Below are 23,050 nucleotides of genomic sequence, written 5' to 3'. Positions count from 1 at the left end.
CGCCCCGTTCAACCCGGTGTCGCTGGCCATCGGCGCGGAGGCGTCCTTCGTCGCCCGCACGATCGACTCCGACCGCAAACACCTCACCGAGGTCCTGCGCCAGGCCGCCGACCACCCCGGCACGGCCCTGATCGAGATCTACCAGAACTGCAACATCTTCAACGACGGCGCCTTCGACGCCCTGAAGGACAAACAGCAGGCCCAGGAGACACTGATCCGCCTCGAACACGGGCAGCCGATCCGCTTCGGCGCCGACGGCACACGCGGCGTCGTACGCAACCGGACCACCGGCGACCTGGAGGTCGTCACCGTCACCACGCAGAACGAGGCGGACATCCTGGTCCACGACGCCCACGCCGCGTCCCCCACCACCGCCTTCGCCCTCTCCCGCCTCGCCGACCCCGACACCCTCCACCACACCCCCATCGGCGTCCTCCGCGACATCGAACGACCCGTCTACGACACGGCGATGGCCGAGCAGCTCGACACCGCGATCGAGCAGAAGGGCAAGGGCGACCTGGCCGCACTCCTGGCCGGCGGCGACACCTGGACGGTCGTCGGCTGAGACCCCCTTCGCTCTGCCACGAGGCCCGGGACCTGATGTCCCGGGCCTCGTTCTATGTCTGCCGGTTCGCGTCGTAGGCCTGGCGGTTCGCGTCGTAGGCCTGGCGTGCCCGCTCCACCTCGCCCATGCGGTCGTGGGTCCACCGGGCGAGGGAGCGCACCTGTTCCGCCGCCTCGCGGCCGAGGCCGGTGAGGGAGTAGTCGACGCGGGGCGGGATGACCGGCTTGGCGTCCCGGTGGACCAGGCCGTCGCGCTCCAGGGTCTGGAGGGTCTGGGTGAGCATCTTCTCGCTGACGCCACGCCCGCCGAGACCGCTGATCGCCCGGCGCAGCTCGCTGAACCGGTACGACCGCTCCAGCAGCTCGATCAGGACGAGGACACCCCAGCGGCTGGTGAGGTGCTCCAGGACGAGCCGGTGCGGACACATCGCCTCGGCGTCCACCTGCTGCTTGTGACTTACTGCCATACCAGTACCTTACTTCAAAGTGGGTACTTTCATATGGTTAGTGCATCTCCTAGGGTGAGTGACATACCCATCGCACGCCGCACAAGGAGTTCTGAACCATGAGCATCGTCGTCACCGGAGCCACCGGACACCTCGGCCGGCACGTCGTGGAGCAGCTGCTGGAGAAGGTTCCGGCGGAGCAGATCACCGCCGTCGTGCGCGACGAGCAGAAGGCCGCCGACTTCGCGGCCCGCGGAGTGAGGCCGGCCGTCGCCGACTACAACGCGCCCGAGACCTTCGACGGCCTGTTCACCGCCGGTGACAAGGTCCTGCTGATCTCCGGCAACGAGTTCGACAAGGGCCGGGTCGGCCAGCACCGGGTCGTCATCGACGCCGCGAAGGCGGCCGGCGTGGCGCTGCTCGCGTACACCAGCGCGCCGGGCGGCCTCACGGCCGCGCTGGCGGACGACCACCGGGCGACGGAGGAGGTACTGCTCGCCTCCGGCCTGCCGTACGCCCTGCTGCGCAACGGCTGGTACTTCGAGAACTACACCGAGAACCTGGCCCCGGTGCTGGAGCACAGCGCGGTCGTCCAGGCCGCCGGTGACGGCCGGATCTCCGCCGCCTCCCGCGCCGATTACGCCGCCGCCGCGGTCGCGGTGCTGACCGGCGAGGGTCACGAGAACAAGACCTACGAGCTGGGCGGCGACGAGGCGTTCGGCTTCGCCCAGTACGCGGCCGAGCTGAGCCGGCAGACCGGCAAGGAGATCGCCTACACCTCCGTCTCGGCGGAGGCCTACACCGGCATCCTGACCGGCGCCGGGCTGCCCGGGCCGCTGGCCGCGATCCTGGCCGGCGTGGACGCCTCGATCGAGAAGGGTGAGCTGGTGGTCTCCTCCGGCGACCTCTCGCGCCTGGCGGGCCGCCCGACCACGCCGCTGGCGGAGGCGGTCGCGGCCGCGCTCAAGGGCTGACGGCCGATCCGTCCGGCGCCCCCCGAGCTGTCATGACCGTATACCGATACACACATGACAGCCGGGGGCGCTCGACGCTACCTTCGTTCTCGCATGCCGGAATGGGAGAGGGAGGGGTCTGGTGGCCGGAAAGTCCAAGGGGGAGCACCGGATAGGCCTGCTGAACGGCTTCGCCGCGTACGGCATGTGGGGCCTCGTGCCCCTGTTCTGGCCCCTGCTGAAACCCGCGGGGGCGGTGGAGATCCTCGCCCACCGCATGGTGTGGTCCCTGGTCGTCGTCGCCGTCGCCCTGCTCTTCGTACGGCGCTGGGCCTGGGCCGGGGAACTGCTGCGCCAGCCGCGCCGGCTCGGGCTGATCACCGTGGCCGCCACCGTCATCACCGTGAACTGGGGCGTCTACATCTGGGCCGTGAACTCCGGCCATGTGGTCGAGTCCTCGCTCGGGTACTTCATCAACCCGCTGGTCACCATCGCGATGGGCGTGCTGCTGCTGAAGGAGCGGCTGCGGCCCGTGCAGTGGGTGGCGGTCGCGACCGGCCTCGCCGCCGTCATCGTCCTGACCGTGGGCTACGGCCGTCTGCCGTGGATCTCCCTCGTCCTCGCCTTCTCCTTCGCCACCTACGGCCTGGTGAAGAAGAAGGTCGGCCTCGGCGGCGTCGAGTCGCTGGCCGCCGAGACCGCGATCCAGTTCCTGCCCGCGCTCGGCTATCTGCTGTGGCTGGTCGCCCACGGTAAGGCGAGCTTCATGAACGACGGGGCCGGGCATGCCGCCCTGCTCGCCTCCACCGGCCTGGTCACCGCGCTGCCACTGGTCTGCTTCGGCGCGGCCGCGATCCGCGTGCCGCTGTCCACGCTGGGCCTGCTGCAGTACCTGGCGCCCGTCTTCCAGTTCCTGCTCGGCATCCTCTACTTCCACGAGGCCATGCCACCCGAACGCTGGGCCGGTTTCGCACTGGTCTGGCTGGCCCTGATCCTCCTGACGTGGAGCGCGATGCAGTCCGCGAGGCGGGCACGCGGCGCGAGCGGACCGCTTCCGGCACCTCATGAGGAAAGGCCGGATTCGGCCGCGGTGGAGGCCTGACCCGAAAGCGACGCGACTGCGCTGCGTTGTCAGACCCGTGCACTAGTGTGATCAACTGCCGTGGAGGCAAAGGGGCAAGAGAACTACGCAACGGGGAACCGGGGGGCCGTGACGATGGACGCCATGGGCACGGAAGGGACCGCCGTCGGCTGGGCGGCCTCCGGCGCGGTGGGCCCGAACGCGGCGTATCGCAACCAGACACTGCAATACGGCGACGTCGAGCTGGCCTTCGACGAGTCGGTCGACTTCCGCACCATCAAGCGGCTGTGGTTCACGGCCGCCGTCTCCGCGACGCTGGTCTTCGCCGTCGTCGGTGCGCTGCCCGCGCTCTTCGCGGAGGATGTGGACGCCCTCCGGCTCGGTGTGCTCATCTCGTTCGTCGTCTTCTGGCTGACGCTCTTGGCGAGCGGGCAGACCGAACCGATCTCCGAGTGGAAGACGCTCCTGGAGGAGAAGGCCGCTGCCTCCTCCTCCGCATACGCGGCGATCTACGGCGCCCTGAGCCGCCGCCGCATTCCGGTCTCCGCCGTACCCGCCCGCATCCGCAGCGACATCACGCCCGAGGTCGTGCACAACCGGCTGGTGATCAGAAGCGGCCGCTACGTGGCGTACGTGACCGTCTTCGCGTACGGCACCAGCCTCTACGTCGGCTGGACCATGTGGCGCAGCCGCTCCGGTGCCGTCGTCATCGGGCACTTCCTGAAGGACCTCGTCGGCTCGTTCATGAACCGTACGGGCAGCGTCAATCAGATGCTGCGCACCGACCGGCCGCGCGCCATGCGGGAGGCCGTGCACTCGGCCGCGCGTGAGGGCGTGGAGATCGCGATCCAGGGGATCGAGGTGCCGCTGGCCTCGACGTTCGGCCAGGAGGTCCCGATCCAGGACGCCCCGTCCGCACCGACCGCCCCGGTCCCGCCCACCCCACCGTCGCCGCCCGCCCCCGCGCCCTCCCCCGGCCGGATGCCCGGCATGCCCCCTGTGAGCCCGTCCGTTCCACCCATGACACCGCCGCCCCAGGCCCCCTACACGAGCGGCTGGAACGGAAGTTGACCACCGGTGCGGCACCGTCGGGGACCGGAGTGCTGACGGTCCGCGACGGTACGGCCGTGTGGGCCTGGACCGCCGTGCGGATCGACGCGGCCGCCGACCTCACCGAGACCAAGGAGTACGCGGACCTGGCGGAGCCGGAACGCCGGGTCAAGGCGGTCGCCGCCGAGGCGGCCTGGCTGGCCGGGCAGTGGGACACGACCCACGGCGAACGGCTCGAACTGCGCTATCTGACCGACCCGGCCGAGCGCCGCGTCTCGTGTGCGCTGCTGGGCCGCGTCCACGCGCCCACTCCGGCGGGGGCGGAGGCGGCCGCGCTGGCCCTGCGCGCGCGGCTGGCCACGCTGCCCCGCCATGTGAGCGCCGGCCCCGTCGAGGACCCGGCCGAGGTGGCACGCCTGCTCACGCCGTTCACGCCTGAACCGGTCGCCGGCCTGGCCGAGATCCGCAAGCGGTACCGCACGGGCCTGCCCAACCGTCCGGACGCGGGGGTGCGGTACTACCTCTCACCACAGCCGTTCACCGCGTCCGCCCCGACCTGGGACGCGCTGTGGCGGGCGCTGGCCGAGCACCCGTACCCGGTCATGCTCACCATCGGCCTGGAGCCTTACGTCGTACCCCACGACCTGGGGCCTCTGCTGCACCGCATCGCCACGCAGTACGGACGGCTCGGCACCCAGGGGCAGCTGCCGGGCGGCCTGTGGTCGCCGGGCGCACAACTCGCCCCGGACGCCTTCGCCGTCGACGCCTCGCGGGTCTACGCGGACGCCGCCCGCCGTTACACCGACCGCGCCTTCCGGGCCCGGATCGCGCTGGCTTCGCCCGCCCGGCTGCCCGAGTCCCTGGCCGAGCTGGTCGGCGCGACCGTCTCCCCGCAGGAACAGGCACGCGAGGGCGGCGTGCTCACCGAGACGTTCACCGGCCCGGCGCACTGCGTGGTCTGGCCCACGCCGGCCGAGCTGCCTGCGGCATGGCAGGGACTGACCACGCTGGAGCAGCCCCGCTGGGGCGGCGACCACGGCTGGCGGCTGCCCGAACCGCTCGCCCCGCCGCTGCGCCTCCTCGCCGACCTGGTCGACGCCCGGGAAGCGGGCGCCGCGTTCCGGCTGCCGCTGGCCGTGAGCGGCCACATGACCGGCTTTCCGGTACGCCGGCCGGGCTTGGCCACCGAGACGGTGTACCGGGCGGAGGGGCCGTCGATCACCCTGGGCCGCCAGCTCGTCGACGACTCCCCCGCCGGGCCGCTCGGCATCGCCCTGGGCGATCTGTCCCGGCACGCGCTGTTCGTGGGCACGACGGGCTCGGGCAAGACGAACACGACCTTGGCCTTCTGCGAACAGCTCTGGCGTGACCACCGGGTGCCCTTCCTGGTCCTCGAACCGGTCAACTCCGAACTCGACGACTACCGCTGGCTCGCCCATCGGCCCGGCTTCGAGGACCTCCTGGTCCTCACCGTGGGCGACGAGACCACGGCCCCGCTCCGGCTGAACCCCTTCGAGGTCCCGGCCGGGGTCCGGATCAGCACGCACATGGCCGGACTGATGGCCTGCTTCGACGCGGCGTTCGGCCTCTGGGACCCACTGCCGAACATCTACAACCGGGCGCTGCGTGCCACATACGCGCGCAAAGGCATCGTGCCGACGGACCTGGCTGGCCCGACGCACGAGTGGCCCACCCTGCGGGACTTCATCGCCGAGATGCGCCGGCAGTGTGAGGCGCTCGACTACTCCGGCGAGGTGCGGGACAACATCGTCGCCGCGTCCCTGCTGCGGGCCGAGGCACTGACCGAGGGCGCCTGCGGCAGCACACTGGACGTGGCCCGGTCGTATCCCGTGGCCGAGCTGCTCAACCGTCCGACCGTGGTGGAACTGGCGGCAGTCGGCGACAACGAGAAGGAACAGTCGCTCGTCACCGCGCTGATCCTGCAGTCGATGACCGAGTACTACAAGGCGAACCGCTCGGGCGGCTCCCTCGCCCACGTCACCGTCATCGAGGAGGCGCACCGCCTGCTCGGTCGCCCCGACGCGCGATCCGGTGACGCCAAGGAGGGAAACGCCCAGGCACGTGCCGCCCAGGCGTTCGCCAACACCCTCGCGGAGAACCGCAAGTACGGCGAGGGCGTCGTGATCGTCGAACAGGTGCCGGACAAGCTGGTGGAGGACGCTTACAAGAACACCAACCTGAAGGTGATGCACCGCCTGCCGGCCGCAGCCGACCGCGAACTCATCGGCGGCACCATGCGCTTCTCCCCCGACCAGGAGCGCTACGCCGCAACTCTCGAACCCTTCCAGGCCTTCGCCCACCACGACCGCCTGGACCGCCCGGCCCTGATCGCGGTCCCGGACGTACGCGCGGCGGCGGCCCGCGAGGCGGGAGTCCCGCGCGCCCCCCTGGCGACCTCCACCGAACTGGCCTCCCGCTTCCGCGACTTCGCCGACTCACACCCCCCGGTGGCGGACGCACTGGCTCCCTTCCCGGAGTGCGAGGGCTGCCGGCACCGTTGCGCGTTCCGCTCCCGGGCAGGCGCGGTGGTCTGGCCGGAGGACGGCAAGGAACTGCGGGAACGAGTGAAGACCTACCCGAAGACCAAGCCGGAACAGGCGACATGGTGGCAGTCGACGGCGACCTGGATCACCGACATCGCCGACCGCGCCCCACTTCCCGGCGAGGACGTGGCTCCGGCCCCCCTCTCGGACTACCGGGCCTGCGTCTTCACCCACGTGGCCCGCTCGGCCTGGCAACGCAAGACACTGCCGTGGGTGCGCCTCTACCGCACGCATCTGTCCTCTGGAGGTAACGCGTGAACGACCGCCCGGCCGAGCGGCCGACGCGGCCGGAGACTCCGGCTGCGGTGGAGCAGGCAGAGGCGCCGGATCCTGAATCGGCGCAGGCCACCGTCGAGCCGGCGGAGCCGACAGAACCGGCGAACCTCCAGGAGGCACCGGAGCCGGTCGAGGCGCCGGACCCTGAGTCGCTCCAAGTACCAGCCGAGCCGACAGAGCCAGCCGACACCGAAGAGGCACCTGCACCGGTTGAGACGCCCGAGTTTGGTGAGGCGGCAGCGGAACCCGGCGAGACAGCGCCGGAGCCTCTGGATACGTCCTCGCCCTCAGGCTCCCCTGACGATCCCGAGTCCCCGGATACAGCGCCGTCTCCAGACGTGCCAGAACAGCCGAACGCCACGCCTGTTCCTCCAGATGCGGAGTACGGGGATGCGTACACCCCCGTGGATGCGGGTTCGGGCCAGTTACATGAGTCTGTGGTTCCCAAGAACGAGAGCGAAGCGCCGGAACCCCTGGCCGCCTGGGATACGACCGTGTCAGCACCAGTGGGCGAGTACGACGCGCCCGATCCCGTGACTGCGGAAGGGAGCGATGCCGCCCCTGCGCCTCCTGCCGAGACGGAGGCCTTCGAGCCGGGACTGGAGGCTGTTGGGGACTCAGGAGACCCGGCCGGTGACGGCAGTGATGTGGGCGAAGACCCCGCCCGGCGCCTCCAAGAGGCCGAAAAGAGCGGCCGAGAGATCGCAGAGCCGCACGGCATTGCACTGGACTATACGACCGACCCAGTCTCTCCGGAATGCGCCGCCGAATTCAATGAGGCAATGAAGGAACTGTCGGCCGATTACCCAAAAGTCTTCGACGGCATGAATCACGTGCGAACCGAGCAGCCCACAGATCCGAACACCCTGGCGTACGCACTGCCGTACGCTGGACACCCGGATTCTGGGATCTTCGTCAATGCCGACGCATTCTCAGATGCGGAAGCGGCCGTTTCAAGAGGAGCCGAGGAGGAATCGAGCGGATTCACCGTTCCAGGCGGCGGCTCACCGAAGGGTGTATTTTATCACGAATTTGGACATCACTGCGCGCAACAGATTTTCGACTCACCAGTGGCGCGTGAGGAGCTGAATGAGGCAGTATCGCAGTCCATCGGGCGCCCGTACGACTATTCGACTCCGCACGACGGACCGACCGGCGACGCAATCAGCCAGCTACTCTCCGACTACGGGTCGACGACTCCGCACGAGATGATGGCGGAGGCATTCACCGAGCACAAGCTCGCCATCTCTCCCCGCCCCTTCGCTTCGGCGATCGGTGGAGTCATCGATAAGCACCTGAAAAGCAAATAGGAGGAGATGAGTCGTGCGCCGACTCCCCAACATCTGTGACGCATGCACCAGGTTGAAGCAGCGCCAGAACCCCGAAGCGAGGACTTCGATGGACCAGTGGATCCCTTACTGCGACGCCTTCCCCGACGGCATTCCGGACACCATTTACCGAGGCGGTTTCGACCATCGGCTCCCCTACCCGGGAGACCACGGTATTCACTTTGAACTCCGGGATGGAAAAGATCGGGTACTCGCGCTGTACGAGAGGCTGGTCCCAGAAGAACGTCGCAACGCCAGGCCGCCGGAGTCACTAGACGAAGCTACCGAACAGGACTAAGCGTATTACCTCCCAGTCCGCATCGTAGACGTCATAACGAGAAGAGAATAATGGCGAAAGCAGAATTTTACGTCTCCGCCGATATCGAGGCCGACGGCCCTGTTCCCGGTCCATTCTCCATGTCGAGTTTCGGTCTGGCGGTCGCCGGCGTCGACGACGGCGGCGCATTCCGGGCGTTGGACCCCGCTGAGCGCACGTTCTACGCCGAGCTCAAACCGATCAGCGACCGTTACGATCCGGAAGCCCTAGCGATCAGTGGTCTGGATCGCGAACAGTTGGCGCGGGCGGGGCAGGAGCCCGCCCAGGCCATGGACGCCACGGCTACCTGGCTGGCGGCCGTCTCCGAGGAACTCGCCGCCACTCCAGTGTTCGTCGCCTATCCGCTGGGCTATGACTGGATGTGGATGTACTGGTACTTCATGCAGTTCGCCAGTAACGGTTCGCCTTTCGGGCATTCCCGATGCCTGGACATCAAAACTCTTTACGCGACCAAAGCCGCTTCTCCGATCACTGGATCCACAAAGCGCTCGATGCCACAGCAACTGCTCCCCTCGCGACCTCACACGCACAACGCGTTGGACGACGCGATCGAACAGGCCGAGCTGTTCCAGAACCTGATGCGGTGGAACGGAGCCGAGCGACCAGTGACCTAAGCCGAGGAACCACTCTCAAGCAGGGCTGTTCGGGGCCCGGCCGGTCGCCAGCCGCTATACGTTGTCCGGATGTCGACGCAGACGCCCGCCGAGGCGCCCACTCCACTGCATTGGAAGCTCGTCATCGACGCGGCCGACCCGCACGCCCAGGCCGACTTCTGGGCCGCCGCGCTGCACTACACAGCCGAGGACAACAGCTCTCTCGTCGAGCGACTGCTGGCCGCCGGCGCACTGTCCGGCGAGGCCACGGTCGAGTACCACGGCCGTCCTGCCTTCCGTGACCTGATCGCCGTACGGCATCCCGACGACCCGTACGACCCGCAGACCGGCACGGGGATCGGACGGCGGCTGCTGTTCCAGCGTGTCCCGGAGGCGAAGACGGTGAAGAACCGGCTCCACCTGGACCTGCACGCCGGCCTGGACCGGCGCGCGGCCGAACTGGCCCGGCTTGAGGCGCTGGGCGCGCGGGTCGTGCGTGAGGTGAAGGAGCCCGGCGGGGAGTGGGTGGTACTGGCGGACCCGGAGGGCAACGAGTTCTGTCTGCAGTGAGCTTCGTGGAGGTTGTGGTCGCGGTTACGGCTGTGCGGCGCGAGCCGCCCGGTCGGTGAGGCGGACCATGCGGGCGCGGGCGGACTCCAGCGCATGCAGGTCGTCGGCGGCGGGACCCGGTTCGGTGCTGAGGTCCGTCCACAGCTCGATCAGATCGTGGCCCAGCCGCAGCCCCTGCTCAGGGTCACGCACCGCACGCCACGCCGTCGCCGCGCTCTGCACATTGCCGTAGGCCGCGTCCGTGTCCCGCTCCTGCCGGCGCAGCCGGGCGAGGTCCAGGGAAAGCTCGAAGGCGCGGACCGGCTCGCCTCCCAAGTAGGCGATGTAGGCGGACAGTTCGCGTAGGTGCAGCACCTCGGCGTGGCGGGCGCCCAGCACGGCGGCGGCCTCGGTGACCGTACGGTCGGCGAGTTCCGCCGCCGCCTCGATCCGGCCGGCCCGCACCGCCTCGTTGATCCGCCTCATCGGCTCGCCGAGCATCTCGGCCCCCTCCGCGGTCTCGGTCGTGGGCCCGTCCCCGAGTACCTCCTCGGCGACGGCGTCGAAGCCCCGGGCGGGGGTGTGCGTGGGAACGGGCTCGGGGTCGGCAGCCAAGGCCACGGGGTCACGCCGAAGCTCGGGATCCGAGGCGGGGGCCGTGGCCGCCGGAGCGGGAGTCGGGATGGGGACGGGGTCGGAGGGGAATGTGGCGGCCGGGGCAGTCAGGGCGCGAGCGAACGCGGGGGGCAGCGTCGGGGTGTCGGTGGTGGGCGCCGGCGTCTGCCTGGCCGGCATGACCGGTGCGGGGCCGAACTCTCCGGTCGGCGCCTGTACCGTCCCGGCCGGCACCGGCACCGGTTCCGGCACTGGCACTGGCACCGGTTCCGGCTTCTCGGCCGGGGGCACGGCCCGCGCGCCCACGGGCGACGGCGTGCTCGTCGCGCCCCTCGGTGTGGCCACCCGCGCCGGCTCCCCCGTCACCCGGCTGGAGCCGTCCGCCGAGACCTCCAGGGGAACCACGCAGCCCGCGCGGTCGTCGTGGATCGTGGCACGTATCGGGGCGCCCAGGCTGATGGCCAGGCGCTGGAGGTGGTTGAGGACGGCCTGCTGGATCTCCTCGCCCGGTGCGGCCACCACCGGTGTCCCGCCCACCGACGCGCTGCCCGCGCCGAACACCCGGACCGCCAGCACGGCCGGATGCGCCGCGGGCTGCTGCGCCCGCTTCTTCTCGAAGCTGAGTCGAGACATCGGTGTTTCCTCACTCCCCCGGCGCCGCGATCCGGTCGTACGCGTCCTGCCCACCAGTGTGTCGGCTCGCCTCGGTTTCCGCGTCACCGCAGCGTCACAGCCTCGCACCAGCCGCACTCTGGCCAAGACTGCTTGCGTATGCATAAAATGCATACGCCTCTATTCGTCGCACGCAGGTCACTCTGGGGGACCCATGAGCCGTCGTTTCCTGTTCGTCCTGGGCAGCGCCCGCACCGAGGGCAACACCGAGCTGCTGGCCCACGCGGCGGCCGAGCAGCTGCCCGCTGACGTCGAGCAGCGCTGGATCCGCCTGGCGGACCACCCGCTGCCCGACTTCGTGGACCTACGGCACGCCAGCGACCATGTACGACCGCCGGCGGACAGCGCCACCGGCCTGCTACTGGAGGCCACGCTCGCGGCCACGGACATCGTGATCGCCTCGCCGTTGTACTGGTACTCGGTGTCCGGCCTCACCAAGCGCTACCTGGACCACTGGTCCGGCTGGCTGCGCGTCCCCGGCATCGACTTCAGGGCGACCCTGGCCGGCCGCACGCTCTGGGGCATCGCCGCCCTCGCCGACAAGGAGCCCTCGGTCGCCGACCCCTATGCCGGCACGCTCAACAACTCCGCCGCCTACATGGGGATGCGCTTCGGCGGGGTGCTGCTGGGCAACGGCAGCGGTCCGGGCGACGTGCTGAAGGACACCGACGCGCTCACGCGCGCGAAGACGTTCTTCGCTCAGGACGCACCCCTCGCCCGCTTTCCGTACCAGGACCAGGCCGCCTGACACCGTCTCACGAATCAAGCGCCGGATCGGGTGGTCAGCACCTGTCTCAGGTGGTCAGACGCTGTCTCGGGGAGGCAGACGCTGTCTCGGGGAGGCAGGCGCCGTCACGGGGAGTCAGGCGCTGATGTCCTTCGTCGTGAACCGCGCCCAGGCCGCCGAGCCGAACACGGCCGCGTACAGCGCCTGGAGGCCGAGGTTCTTGACCAGGTCGTCCCAGTAGACGGGGTCGCGCATCAGATCGGCGAAGGACAGCCAGTAGTGCGAGAAGAAGTACGGCTGCAACGCGTGCAACTGGGGTATCTGGTCCAGGATCTGCACGGTGATGACCAGGCCGACGGTGGTTGCCATCGCCGCGATACCACTGCCCGTGAGCGTCGACACGAACAGGCCGAGCGCCGCCACGCCGACCAGTGAGGCGGCGACCACCAGGGCGATCAGCAGGGCTCTGACGAGGCCCTCGCCGAAGCCGATCCGGGTGCCGGAGATGGTCATGAGGTCGCCCAGCGGGAAGAGCAGTGCGCCGACGATCAGCGCCGAGAGGGTGACGACCAGGGTGGCCAGCAGGCAGAAGGCCAGCACGGTCGTGTACTTGGTGAGCAGCAGCCGGGTGCGGCCGGCCGGGGCGACCAGCAGATAGCGCAGGGTGCCCGAGCTCGCCTCGCCCGCGATCGCGTCGCCCGCGACGACCCCGACGGCCATCGGCAGGAAGAACGGCAGGGTCGCGGCCAGCGCCGTGAACACCAGGAACAGACCGTTGTTGGTGATCTGCGAGATGAACGCCGGGCCCTGGCCACCGTGGCCCGCGTCCCCGCCGCCCCGTGTCTCGATCTTCACGGCGATCCCGACCAGCACCGGCACCGCGGCGAGCACCCCGAGCAAGGCGAGCGTGCGCCAGCGCCGCACGGTCGTGACGAGTTCGCTGCGCAGCAGCCCGAATGTCCACAGGGGGCTCGGCCGGCGAACGGCGGATCCGGGGAGCGGCTCGGCTCCGGGGACCGGCTCGGACACAGGAGCCGTCTCAGCCCGCGACATCGAAGCCCTCCCCCGTCAGCGCCACGAACGCGTCCTCCAGCGAGGCCCGTTCGACCGTGAAGCCCCGCACCCGCACGCCCGCCGCGACCAGGGCCGCGTTCACCTCGGCGAGGTCCCGCGCGGGCGGTTCGCCGGCAACCCGGTCGCCGTCCGAGGTGACGTCGGCGACGCCCTGCTCCTTCAGCACCCGGGCCGCCTCCGCCGGATCCGGGGTGGTCACCACCAGCCGCCCGCGCGCCCCGGCCGCCAGGTCGGCCACCGCGCCCTGTGCGACGAGCCGGCCTCGCGCCATGACCGCCGCGTGCGTGCACACCTGCTCGATCTCGTCGAGGAGGTGGGAGGAGAGGAAGACAGTGGTGCCGTCGGCGGCCAGCTCCCGGATCAGGGTGCGGATCTCGCGCATGCCCTGCGGGTCGAGGCCGTTGGTGGGCTCGTCGAGGACGAGCAGCCGGCGTGGCTGGAGCAGCGCGGCGGCGAGTCCCAGGCGCTGTTTCATGCCGAGGGAGTACGCCTTCGCCTTCTTGCCCGCTGCCGCGTTCAGACCGACCCGGTCCAGGGCGGCGGCGACGCGGACACGCCGGGTGCGGGGGTCGGCGGTCGGGTCGGCGGTGTCGTAGCGCAGCAGATTGTCCCGGCCGGAGAGGAAGCCGTACAGGGCCGGGCCCTCGATGAGCGCGCCGACCTGCGGGAGGACCGCGCGGGCCGCCCGGGGCATCGGGCGGCCCAGCACACGGGCCGTGCCCGCCGTCGGCTCGATCAGGCCCATGAGCATGCGGATCGTGGTGGTTTTACCCGAGCCGTTCGGGCCGAGGAAACCGAAGACGCTGCGCGCAGGGACGATCAGGTCGAGGCCGTCGACGGCGAGCTGTCCGCCGCGGTAGCGCTTGGTGAGGCCACGGGCCTCGATGACGCTCTCCTGCACATCGGGGCCCGCCTCCGTCCGCCCCGGAGCCGGGGCACGCCGCTCGGCATCCCCCGCCTCCTGCGCGTCCCGCTCCGTGGCGGACGGTCCGTCCATCGGCTCCCCCTCGACTCGTCCTGCCCCGAAGGGTCAACGTACGGGACACGTCCCGGCGTGCCCGGAAGGGATCACTTCCCGGCGTCGGCCGCCTTCACCAGGGCGTCCTTGGTCACCGCGCCGGCGTACACCTTGCCGTCGTCGGTGATCAGGGCGTTGACCAGGCGGGTGGAGAAGACCGTGCCCTTGCCGAACTTGCCGGAGACCTTGTCGCCGAGCGAGCCGAGGAAGCCGCCGACGTCACTGCTCTTGGAGCCGGTCGGCAGGCCGCCCTTGGCGCCGGTGTCGAAGGTCGCGACGGACGTCCAGCCCTTGCCGAGGACCTTGGCGCCGTTCATGCCCTGGGCGAAGCCCTCGCGGGACTCGGTGTGCTTCCGGGCGGCGGAGTCCTGCTTGTCCTCGGTCACCTTCGCGCCCTTGGGCGGCGTGAAGGCGAAGGTGGCGCCGCTCGGCCTGGCGAAGGAGACCTGGGTGAAGCCCACGTCGAGGACGGCGGCGCCGCCGCTCTTCGGCGTCAGCGTGAACTTCAGCGGCATGCCCGTCTTCGCGTCGACGGCGATGCTGATCGCGCCGACCGTGGTGCCGGACTGACGGGGCTTGATCAGCAGTTTGTAGGCGTCGCGGCCGGCGACCTGCTCGGTGCCGTCGACGGTGACGGACGTGGTGTCGTCCACCGACTTCAGCGCCTGGTCGGCGAAGTCCTTCGGCGTGGCGGGCGGCTCGGCCCGGTGGTCCTTGCCGGAGTCGGCCGAGGTGGCGTGGTAGACCTCGTTGCTCTTGCTGTCGTAGCCCCAGACGTCCTTGCCGTTGTGGATCAGGCTGTACTCGGAGCCGCTCTCCAGCAGCGACAGCTTCTGCTTCTGCGGGCCGTCGGCGGCGACGCGCAGCGTGTGCGTGCCGGAGACCAGCGAGGTCAGCTGGGACTTCGGGTCGGCGGAGGAGCCGTCGCCGGAGCCCTTGGCGGCGCCGGAGGCCAGACTGCTCCCCAGGCCGCCGAGGTCGGGCAGGCCCAGGTCGGTGTTGATCTTCACGGTGCCGGACAGCTGCTGCACGTCCGACTTGGCGATCTTCTCGATGAGCTGCTGCGCGGTGATCTTGGGCAGGTCGGGGTCGCCGGAGGCGGCGAGCGCCGGGACCAGGCCGATCGTGGCCGCAGCCACCCCCACCACCGCGACCGGGACCGCGTAGCGGGCGGCCTTGCGGCGTCCGGCGTGCGGGTTCTCGTCCCGCACTGCGCCCACTGCGTCGTCGGATTCGTACGGTGCCATGTGTGCCTTACCTCCGTCGTCGGCGGCGGCTGTCCTCACGCTGGTCCACCTGAGCCGCCATTCTCACCCGAATCGGTGAGGAGTGGTGATTTCCGTGGTTCCCATCTCACCAAATCGGCCACGCGGAAGCGTCAGACCTCGGAGCCAACTACGTGTACGCCTGCGGTATGACACGTAGGGGCAGCGGCTCCCCCGACCCGTAGGGGTCTCACCGGAACGGACGGGGCCGTAAGGGGATGCACGGGGCCGTACGGCTGGTCGTGGCGGGAGACGTGACAACGCGGGCCGACCGGGCATCGGGGGCGGCCGGACGCCGGCCCGCGCCCCTCGGCGGGGGCGGCGAGGCCGGCGGAGGGCAACCTGCGGGGTGATCGAATCGGCGGCTAACAGTCGGCGTTCAGCCGGGGGCAGCCGACGATCAGCCGGCTCTCGGCCGAGGGTCAGCCGGCGCGGTGCACCACCGCGTCGCACAGCTCCATCAGCGCCGCCTTGGCGTCGCAGTCCCCGAGCGGCGCCAGCGCGGCGCGCGCCTCTTCCGCGTACCGGACGGCGTCCCGGCGGGCCTGCTCCAGCGCGGGGTGCGCGCGCAGCGCGGTCAGCGCCTCGGCGTGCCGGGTGTCGTCGCTGAGGTCGGAGTCGAGCAGCCGGCACAGCGTGATGTCCTCGGGCAGCCCCAGCCGGGCCGCCCGCTCGCGCAGCCGCAGCACGGGCAGCGTCGGGACGCCCTCGCGCAGGTCGGTGCCCGGGGTCTTGCCGGACTCGTGCGAGTCGGAGGCGATGTCCAGGACGTCGTCGGCGAGCTGGAAGGCGACGCCGAGCCGCTCGCCGTACTGGGTGAGCACGTCGACGACCGTCTCGTCGGCGCCCGACATCATCGCGCCGAAGCGGCACGAGACCGCCACCAGCGAGCCCGTCTTGCCTCCGAGCACGTCCAGGTAGTGCTCGACCGGGTCGCGGCCGTCCGAAGGGCCCGCGGTCTCCAGGATCTGGCCCGTGACCAGCCGCTCGAACGCGAGGGCCTGCACCCGGACCGCCTCGGGGCCGAGGTCGGCGAGGATCTGGGAGGCGCGGGCGAAGAGGAAGTCGCCGGTGAGGACCGCGACGGAGTTGCCCCAGCGGGTGTTGGCACTGTCCACACCGCGCCGCACGGCCGCCTCGTCCATGACGTCGTCGTGGTACAGCGTGGCCAGGTGGGTCAGCTCCACGACCACGGCGGACGGTACGACACCCGGCGCGTAGGGGTCGCCGAACTGGGCCGCGAGCATCACGAGCAGCGGCCGGAACCGCTTCCCGCCGGCTCGCACGAGGTGCTGCGCGGCCTCCGTGATGAAGGGGACCTCGCTCTTGGTGGCCTCGAGCAAGCCTTCCTCGACAGCCGCCAATCCAGCCTGGACATCGGCTTCCAGAGCCTGGTCCCGCACGCTCAGCCCGAACGGCCCGACGACGGTCACGGGGGGTCTCCTGTCTGCTGGTGTCTGCTCGTGATTACACGGTTTGTCGATAGGTCGCTGCCATCACTCAAGTCAGCGTATCCGGTCCTGTTTCGATCACCGATAGCGCCCACCGGTCCAGCCCGGGCGGTATCGGATCATGACCGGTATTTTTTTGATCAAGCGCTAAGAACGGACATTTATCGACTTAACAGGAACCCATCCACTTTGTCGCGAACCGACAGGCGGGCGGAGTAACGCGCGCGCCTCCACTCCGTGCGCCCTCCCCGCACGCCCCGCCTCCGCCCCCTCCGCGCGATCGCGATCACTACGACAACGACGAGAACAGAGAGAACGGCACCACGGGTTCCACCGCCCATCCGAGCCACCTGAATCCTTTATGTTCGATTTGTGCCACTTTGCTAGTTCGTGAGTTGGGTCACTGACACCCATCGGCACCCTTCGACCCTCGACCCCGCCCGGCCACCCCTCCCTCCCCTGCCCGTGGGCGAGTTGAGGATTGGCAACCGCAAAGGATCAAGCACCCCATAGGGTGCAGATCATGGTCAAACGGCGCGTTGTGTGAATCCAGTACTTGTTCCCGACATGTGCTCTCGCATACGTTCCGGGCCGTCGGGCGGACGCCGAATCCTGCCGCCGCCCGCGTAACCCATCGACGAACTCATTTCGTACGGCAGGAGCGGGGGAACCAGGTAAGTCGCCGGACCGGTCGGCACACGTCGCACCGGAACGGCTAGGGGTGAAGCCGTGCCTTTCCCGAGGCACGGCCGGGCACCTCCCCGCCCGAACCCGACAGCTCACCTCGCAGGCGCCGGAGAGGAATTCCCCATGCCTGCTTCCGCTCAGCACCGCCGTACCCGTGCCAACCGCCTCGTCCGCGCCCTCGCCGTCGTCGGCACCGGCGCCGCCGTCGTCGCCCTGCCGCTCTTCGGCGCCACCGGCGCCTCCGCGGCCACCGGCACGACGACGACCACCACGGCCTCCACCACTTCCGTCAAGTACCCGAACACCCTCGACGGCTGGATCCGCGAGTCCCTCGCGATCATGGCCCAGAAGGGCATCCCGGGCAGCTACAACGGCATTTACCGCAACATCATGCGGGAGTCCTCCGGCAACCCGCTGGCCATCAACAACTGGGACTCCAACGCCGCCGCGGGCACCCCGTCCAAGGGGCTGCTCCAGGTGATCGACCCGACCTTCAACGCCTACCACGTGGCCGGCACGGCGTTCAGCCCGTACGACCCGGTCGCCAACATCACCGCGGCCTGCAACTACGCCGCAGCTCGCTACGGCTCGATCGACAACGTCTACAGCGCGTACTGACCGTCCCCGCCGGCCCGGCGGACCGGAGTGACCCCGGCCGGCCGGCTCGCACCCGCACCTGACGGACGGGGGCGTGCCGGGCGGCCGCCGGGTATCCACCGGGCGGGTCGGGGCGGCCACCGGGCCGGTCACGGACGGCCGCGTACTGATGTGCCGGTCAGTCGGTCGGGAACAGTTTTTCGAGGACGGCGGCGATGCCGTCGTCCTCGTTCGACAGAGTGATCTCATCGGCCACCGCCTTGAGTTCAGGATGCGCGTTGGCCATGGCGACCCCATGTCCGGCCCACTCGAACATCGGGATGTCGTTGGGCATGTCACCGAACGCCAGGGCCTCGCGCGCATCGATGCCGAGCCGCTCGGCGGCCAGCGCGAGACCGGTCGCCTTGGTCACCCCGGACGGCTGGAGCTCCACGGTTCCTGGCCCCGACATGGTGACCGTCGCCAGCGAGCCCACCACCGCGCGCGCGATGGCCGCCAACTCGTCGTCGGACAGGTCGGCATGGCGCAGCAGCACCTTGCTGATAGGCCGGTCCCACAGGTCGTCGCGCCGGCCGACCCGCACCGCAGGCAGGGTCGGGTGCGGCATCAGATAGCCGGGCTCGATGAGCGTGAGCCCGTCCACGCCGTCCTGGTCGACGGCCGCGTAGACCTGCCCCACCTCCGCCTCGATCTTGCCGAGCGCGGTCTCGGCCAGCTCCCGGTCCAGCCGGACCGACCACGACAGGCGCCCGGATCCGGCGTCGTAGACCTGCGCGCCCTGCCCGCACACCGCGAGCCCCGTGCAGCCGAGGTGTGCCAGGAGCGGCCGCACCCGCGGCGCCGGGCGGCCCGTCACCACCAGGTGCCGGGCGCCGGCCCGCGCCACCCGCGCGAGCGCGGCGAGCGACCGTTCGGAGACGGTGTCGTCGCCGCGCAGCAGCGTTCCGTCCAGGTCGGTGGCGATCAGTGCGTACGCGGGGGAAGCTGCCATGATCAGAGAATACGGATACCGCGCCCTGCCGACTCATCTTGTCGTCCTGCGTACTTACGTACTGATCATCCCCAAGTGGCGTACGCAGGCGCCTTGATGACGTCCTCCAACGCTCGCGCCGGCTTTCCCGCGGATCAGCCGCGGGCCGTCGCACGGCCTTCAGGCGTGGGCCGCCGCCAGGTGTTTCGTCAGCCGCGGGGAGGCGAATTCCGTGCCGCAGACAAAGCGCATCACCGGGCCGTACGACGACGCCGCCGGCAGGCCCGTGAAGTACAGGCCGGGCACGGAGGAGACATAGCCGGGGCCGAGCTTGGGCGTGCCACGGCTCACCGCGAGCCGGGTGCGCAGTTCGGGGCCGAGGAAGTCCATCGCCGCGATGTCGACGCGGTAGCCGGTGGCGGCGATGACGTGGTCGGCGGTGAGCCGCTCGGTGTCCCCGCCGTGTGTGCGCACCGTGACGACGGGGCTGCCGTCCGGCGCCTCGGCGGCCACGACCCGCTCGACGTCCCGCACCAGTACGGCGCTCTGGAAGCGCTCGCGCAGCCACCAGGCGCCGAGCGGTCCGAGGACACGACGGACCAGGTAGTGGCGGGTGGCCTCGGGCAGATAGCGGTAGGGATGCGGGTAGTAGCTGAGCGCCCACAGCGACCAGGCGTTGCCGAAGGGGGACTCGGGGCGCAGCTTCGGCTGGTCCCAGGGCGGGGCGCCGAAGGCGACCCGGCCGTGGCCGCGCGCGACCACACGCACGCGTGCCCCCGCTTCGGCCGCGAGCGCCGCCGTCTCCAGCGCGGACTGACCGGCGCCGATCACGATCAGCTCCTTGCCGTCGAACCGGCCCAGATCGTGATGCTGAGAGCTGTGTGAGACCGGGCCCGTGGGCGCCGGTCCGTCGGCCGCGGCTCCCTTGAGCTCCGCCGGCAGGTGTGCGAGGCCCGACAGTCCGGTGGCGACGACGACCGCGCGCGCGGTGAACATCTCGCCCGAGTCCAGCTTCAGCTCGAAGCCGCCGTTCTCGGCGCGGTCCACGGCGACGACCCGCACCCGCTCCAGGCCGGGGACCAGCTTCTGCTGGAACCACTCGCCGTAGGCGATGAACGTCTCCGCCGGGATGATGTCCTCGTCGTTCACCAGGCGGCGGATCCCGGCCGCGTCGCAGTAGTCGGCGAGGGTGTGGCCGGGCTGTGGGCAGTCGAAGTTCGAGGCGGCGGGTGTCGACTTCAGGAGCATGCCCTCGGGCATGTGGTCACGCCAGCTGACCATGGGGTCGCCGAAGACGCGGACGGGGATGCCGCGCGCCCGCAGATGGGCGGCGGTGGACAGGCCGTACGGCCCGGCCCCGATGACTGCAACCGGTCGAGTCACGAAGTCCCTCCCCAGGACACGGTGCGCCACTCTTGGTGGCCTTGCCTACTTCGTGGAGGTGCTGCTGCCGCGGCGGTTGGTCCGCCACAGCTGGTAGAGGTGCTTCGCGCCCGGGCGCACGAAGCGGGCGAGCATCGTGAGGAAGGGCAGCGGGTCGTCACCCGCGAGCCAGGCCAGCTCCGTCCCGCTCGCCCTGGCCGGCGCGTGCGGCGTCGTATAGCCGCTGCGGCGGTAGGCGAGGAGGGCGGGGAGGTCGATGTTCTCCACGATGTAGCGGTGGCCGGCGCGCTGTTCCCCCTCCGGTACGGCGCGGCCGGTCAGATTCAGATGCATCGCGCGGACGACGTCAACACCCGACTCGCTCTCGAAGAGGCGGAACTGGGCGCCCGTGCGCGGGTTGAAATCCAGGAGTTTGTACTGTCCGTCGCGCCGGTCGAAGCGCAGGTCGAGGTCGATGATGCCGCTGTAGCCGATCTGTTTGATGAAACGTGCGGCGAGGTCGGTGAGTTCCGGGTTGTCGACGACGTAGGCGTTCGCCGTCATGCCGGCGTGCGGCGGCCATGAGCGGACCTTGACGCCGGTGAACAGCGCCAGGGGGCTGGAGTCCTGGTCGAAGCAGGCGTGCACGATCCAGTCCTCGGCCTCCTCTCGCGGCAGGTACTCCTGCAGGATCACGCCCGGCCGCGCGCCCCAGTCGCGGGCGAGGGTGAGCAGGCCCTCTCGGGTGGCGATCTTTGTGGTGCCGCCCACGGCGGGTCGTTCCCGCCGGACGAACGCCTCACGGTTCTTGGCCACCACCGGGAAGCGGGCCGTGTCGGCGAAGGCGACGATCTCGTCGTACGACTCCGGGAACGCCGACGTGGGAGTCGCGATGCCGTGCTCCACACACAGTTCGTGCAAGCCCTGTTTGCTGGCGAGCCGGCGCGGCAGCGCGGGATCGACACGCGGGAAGAGAAAAGGTCCGGCCAGATCGTCCTGGTGCTCGGCGATCAGTACGGCGGCCTCCTCGTCGGTTGGGACGAGGACGGTCGGACGGCCGATACGGCGGCCGATACGCAACAGGCCCTCGACCAGGTGGCCGGGGTCCTCCGCACCGGTCGTCGGCCACACGAAGGCCTTCTTCAGATAGCGCGAGGAGGCCGCGGGCGTGTACGCGTCCTCGGTGATGGCGTACATCGGCACGCCGAGCCGGCCCAGGCTGCGGATCGCTCCGACGCCGCCGTGGTGCAGCGGGTAGTCACCGAACTTGACGATCAGTCCGGGCACGTCACGGTCCGCCTCGAACGGCACACCGATGCCACTTTCGGCCACGGGTCCCCCCACGTGTCCCCCCATTGGAACGGACCCACCCCGTCCGTGTCCCCAAAGGACGCTAAGCCGGAATTGCCACCTCCGGCAAGGCCTATTCGGACATTGCGAACTCTTTAGACAGGGTGCGAGCAACCTTTCGAACCTTCTCCTACACACGCCTTTCGGACACCCAGGGAGCCGCCGATCAAGGCACTGCCCAAGACACGCGTCCCGGCCGTAACGTGTGGCGCGACCACATGGAACGCAACGCCGTGCACGGCCCGGATGAGAGTGAGGCAGTAACCCCATGCCCCCCTTCGACGTCCCCGAGGGCGACCCCTTCGGCACGCACAACCTTCCCTATGGCGTGTTCTCGCCCTCCGGAAGCACGGAACGGAGGGTCGGTGTCCGGCTCGGGGACCACGTCCTCGACGCGGCCGCCGCGGCCGCCGCCCTGGGCTCGCCGTACCACTCGCTGCTCACGGGGCCCACCCTCAACCAGTTCCTCGCCGCCGGCCGCGCGACCTGGTCTGACGTACGGCGCGCGATCACGTCCTGGATCACCAACCCCGCGCACCACGAGGCGATCGAGCCGCTCTTCCGCCACCTCTCCGAGGTGACCCTGCACCTGCCCTTCGAGGTCGCGGACTACGTCGACTTCTACGCCTCGGAGAACCACGCCCGAAACGTCGGCCAGATCTTCCGCCCGGACTCCGCGGACCCCCTCACCCCCAACTGGAAGCACCTGCCGATCGGCTACCACGGCCGCTCCGGCACGGTGGTGGTCTCGGGCACGGACGTCGTACGCCCCTCCGGACAGCGCAAAGCGCCCACCGACCCGGCCCCCGTCTTCGGCCCGTCGGTCCGGCTGGACATCGAGGCCGAGGTCGGCTTCGTCGTCGGCGTGCCGTCCCGGCTGGGCAGCCCGGTGGCCCTCGGCGACTTCCGTGAACACGTCTTCGGGCTCTGCCTCCTGAACGACTGGTCCGCGCGGGACATCCAGGCCTGGGAGTACGTCCCTCTCGGCCCCTTCCTCGGCAAGTCCTTCGCCACTTCGGTGTCGGCGTGGATCACCCCGCTCGAAGCGCTGGAGCACGCGCGCGTGGCGCCCCCGGAGCGCACGCACCCGCTGCTGCCGTATCTCGACGACTCGGCACCCGGCATCGAGCCCGGCGGCTACGACCTGCGGATCTCCGTCGCGATCAACGGCCATGTGGTCTCCGAGCCACCGTTTTCGACGATGTACTGGACCGCGGCCCAGCAGCTCGCCCAGATGACGGCGAACGGCGCCTCGCTGCGCACCGGCGACCTGTACGGCTCGGGCACGGTGAGCGGCCCCGAGGAGCGACAGCGCGGCTGCTTGCTGGAGCTGACCTGGAGCGGCCGCGACCCCCTCGAACTTCCCGACGGCAAGCGGGCCTTCCTGGAGGACGGGGACGTGGTGACCCTGTCCGCCTGGGCCCCCGGGGCGGACGGGCGCAGGGTCGGACTGGGTGAGGTCAGCGGCCGGGTCGTGGCGGGGTGAGCGGTACCGGACCCGGCGGCCTCGGAGCGAGCGCC

Annotated in this window: 19 protein-coding genes, 1 pseudogene and 1 riboswitch; of the genes and pseudogenes, 11 read left to right on the top strand and 9 right to left on the bottom strand. The window is 70.3% G+C overall.

The features are described from left to right. Window positions 1–565, top strand: a pseudogene (locus tag IE277_RS36675) (2-oxoacid:ferredoxin oxidoreductase subunit beta); the annotation flags it as partial. A 52-nt stretch (window positions 566–617) separates the two neighbouring features. Here IE277_RS36675 and IE277_RS36670 read toward each other — a convergent pair. Continuing rightward, a complete protein-coding gene (locus IE277_RS36670) occupies window positions 618–1,031 on the bottom strand; it encodes a winged helix-turn-helix transcriptional regulator (RefSeq protein WP_189958078.1) in 414 nt (137 codons plus the stop codon). A gap of 98 nt (window positions 1,032–1,129) precedes the next feature. On the opposite strand from IE277_RS36670, the gene IE277_RS36665 reads away from it, so the two are divergent. The 7 genes from IE277_RS36665 (at window position 1,130) to IE277_RS36635 (ending at window position 9,762) form a co-directional block, all read left to right on the top strand. After that, window positions 1,130–1,984, top strand: a complete 855-nt coding sequence (locus IE277_RS36665) for an SDR family oxidoreductase (RefSeq protein WP_189958077.1) — start codon at window positions 1,130–1,132, stop codon at window positions 1,982–1,984. A 121-nt stretch (window positions 1,985–2,105) separates the two neighbouring features. Continuing rightward, complete coding sequence (gene rarD / locus IE277_RS36660) at window positions 2,106–3,065, top strand: EamA family transporter RarD (protein ID WP_189958076.1); 960 nt, start codon at window positions 2,106–2,108, stop codon at window positions 3,063–3,065. Between the two features lie 123 nt (window positions 3,066–3,188). Then, window positions 3,189–4,115: an adhesin gene (locus IE277_RS49000; RefSeq protein WP_189958075.1), complete on the top strand. Its 927-nt coding sequence runs from the start codon at window positions 3,189–3,191 to the stop codon at window positions 4,113–4,115. Then, window positions 4,112–6,916, top strand: coding sequence for a helicase HerA domain-containing protein (locus IE277_RS36650; protein ID WP_189958074.1), 2,805 nt, complete (start codon window positions 4,112–4,114; stop codon window positions 6,914–6,916). The genes IE277_RS49000 and IE277_RS36650 overlap by 4 nt, the downstream gene beginning before the upstream one ends. Next, the gene (locus IE277_RS36645; protein ID WP_189958073.1) at window positions 6,913–8,244 is read left to right on the top strand and encodes a hypothetical protein; all 1,332 of its coding nucleotides are present in this window, start codon (window positions 6,913–6,915) and stop codon (window positions 8,242–8,244) included. Before IE277_RS36650 ends, IE277_RS36645 begins: the two co-directional genes overlap by 4 nt. A 366-nt stretch (window positions 8,245–8,610) precedes the next feature. Then, the gene (locus tag IE277_RS36640) at window positions 8,611–9,213 is read left to right on the top strand and encodes a 3'-5' exonuclease family protein (protein WP_189958072.1); all 603 of its coding nucleotides are present in this window, start codon (window positions 8,611–8,613) and stop codon (window positions 9,211–9,213) included. Window positions 9,214–9,282: 69 nt separating this feature from the next. Further along, a complete protein-coding gene (locus IE277_RS36635) occupies window positions 9,283–9,762 on the top strand; it encodes a VOC family protein (protein WP_189958071.1) in 480 nt (159 codons plus the stop codon). Window positions 9,763–9,786: 24 nt separating this feature from the next. Here the strand turns inward: IE277_RS36635 and IE277_RS36630 are convergent, their stop codons facing one another. Then, window positions 9,787–10,989: a hypothetical protein gene (locus IE277_RS36630; RefSeq protein WP_189958070.1), complete on the bottom strand. Its 1,203-nt coding sequence runs from the start codon at window positions 10,987–10,989 to the stop codon at window positions 9,787–9,789. A 193-nt stretch (window positions 10,990–11,182) separates the two neighbouring features. Here IE277_RS36630 and IE277_RS36625 point away from each other — a divergent pair, with 193 nt between their 5' ends. Next, window positions 11,183–11,776 carry a flavodoxin family protein gene (locus tag IE277_RS36625; protein WP_189958069.1) on the top strand — a complete coding sequence of 198 codons (594 nt, stop codon included), beginning with the start codon at window positions 11,183–11,185 and terminating at the stop codon, window positions 11,774–11,776. Window positions 11,777–11,890: 114 nt separating this feature from the next. On the opposite strand, the gene IE277_RS36620 is transcribed toward IE277_RS36625, so the two are convergent. From IE277_RS36620 to IE277_RS36605, 4 genes are all read right to left on the bottom strand, one after another. Then, window positions 11,891–12,808 carry an ABC transporter permease gene (locus tag IE277_RS36620; protein WP_189958068.1) on the bottom strand — a complete coding sequence of 306 codons (918 nt, stop codon included), beginning with the start codon at window positions 12,806–12,808 and terminating at the stop codon, window positions 11,891–11,893. After that, window positions 12,795–13,826, bottom strand: a complete 1,032-nt coding sequence (locus IE277_RS36615) for an ABC transporter ATP-binding protein (protein WP_229882234.1) — start codon at window positions 13,824–13,826, stop codon at window positions 12,795–12,797. The genes IE277_RS36620 and IE277_RS36615 overlap by 14 nt, the downstream gene beginning before the upstream one ends. Before the next feature lie 71 nt (window positions 13,827–13,897). After that, the gene (locus IE277_RS36610; protein ID WP_189958067.1) at window positions 13,898–15,094 is read right to left on the bottom strand and encodes a LolA family protein; all 1,197 of its coding nucleotides are present in this window, start codon (window positions 15,092–15,094) and stop codon (window positions 13,898–13,900) included. 440 nt (window positions 15,095–15,534) lie between these two features. After that, entirely contained in the window at window positions 15,535–16,545 is a 1,011-nt protein-coding gene (locus tag IE277_RS36605; RefSeq protein WP_189958066.1) for a polyprenyl synthetase family protein, read from the bottom strand. Window positions 16,546–17,188: 643 nt separating this feature from the next. Then, window positions 17,189–17,369: riboswitch (cyclic di-AMP (ydaO/yuaA leader) on the top strand. Window positions 17,370–17,373: 4 nt separating this feature from the next. Here IE277_RS36605 and IE277_RS36600 point away from each other — a divergent pair. Further along, window positions 17,374–17,868 carry a transglycosylase SLT domain-containing protein gene (locus IE277_RS36600; RefSeq protein ID WP_189958065.1) on the top strand — a complete coding sequence of 165 codons (495 nt, stop codon included), beginning with the start codon at window positions 17,374–17,376 and terminating at the stop codon, window positions 17,866–17,868. A 157-nt stretch (window positions 17,869–18,025) separates the two neighbouring features. Here the strand turns inward: IE277_RS36600 and IE277_RS36595 are convergent, their stop codons facing one another. From IE277_RS36595 to IE277_RS36585, 3 genes are all read right to left on the bottom strand, one after another. Then, window positions 18,026–18,838 carry an HAD family hydrolase gene (locus IE277_RS36595; protein WP_189958064.1) on the bottom strand — a complete coding sequence of 271 codons (813 nt, stop codon included), beginning with the start codon at window positions 18,836–18,838 and terminating at the stop codon, window positions 18,026–18,028. A gap of 159 nt (window positions 18,839–18,997) precedes the next feature. Further along, complete coding sequence (locus tag IE277_RS36590; RefSeq protein WP_189958063.1) at window positions 18,998–20,200, bottom strand: FAD-dependent oxidoreductase; 1,203 nt, start codon at window positions 20,198–20,200, stop codon at window positions 18,998–19,000. Between the two features lie 45 nt (window positions 20,201–20,245). Continuing rightward, window positions 20,246–21,490: a carboxylate--amine ligase gene (locus tag IE277_RS36585; RefSeq protein WP_189958082.1), complete on the bottom strand. Its 1,245-nt coding sequence runs from the start codon at window positions 21,488–21,490 to the stop codon at window positions 20,246–20,248. Between the two features lie 307 nt (window positions 21,491–21,797). On the opposite strand from IE277_RS36585, the gene fahA reads away from it, so the two are divergent. Next, a complete protein-coding gene (fahA, locus tag IE277_RS36580; RefSeq protein ID WP_189958062.1) occupies window positions 21,798–23,015 on the top strand; it encodes a fumarylacetoacetase in 1,218 nt (405 codons plus the stop codon). Window positions 23,016–23,050: the final 35 nt, after the last annotated feature.

Source organism: Streptomyces alanosinicus (genome assembly GCF_014650595.1).
Lineage (GTDB): Bacteria > Actinomycetota > Actinomycetes > Streptomycetales > Streptomycetaceae > Streptomyces > Streptomyces alanosinicus.
Note: the sequence above shows the minus strand (reverse complement) of the source record. Positions and strands in the feature narration are given on the sequence as shown.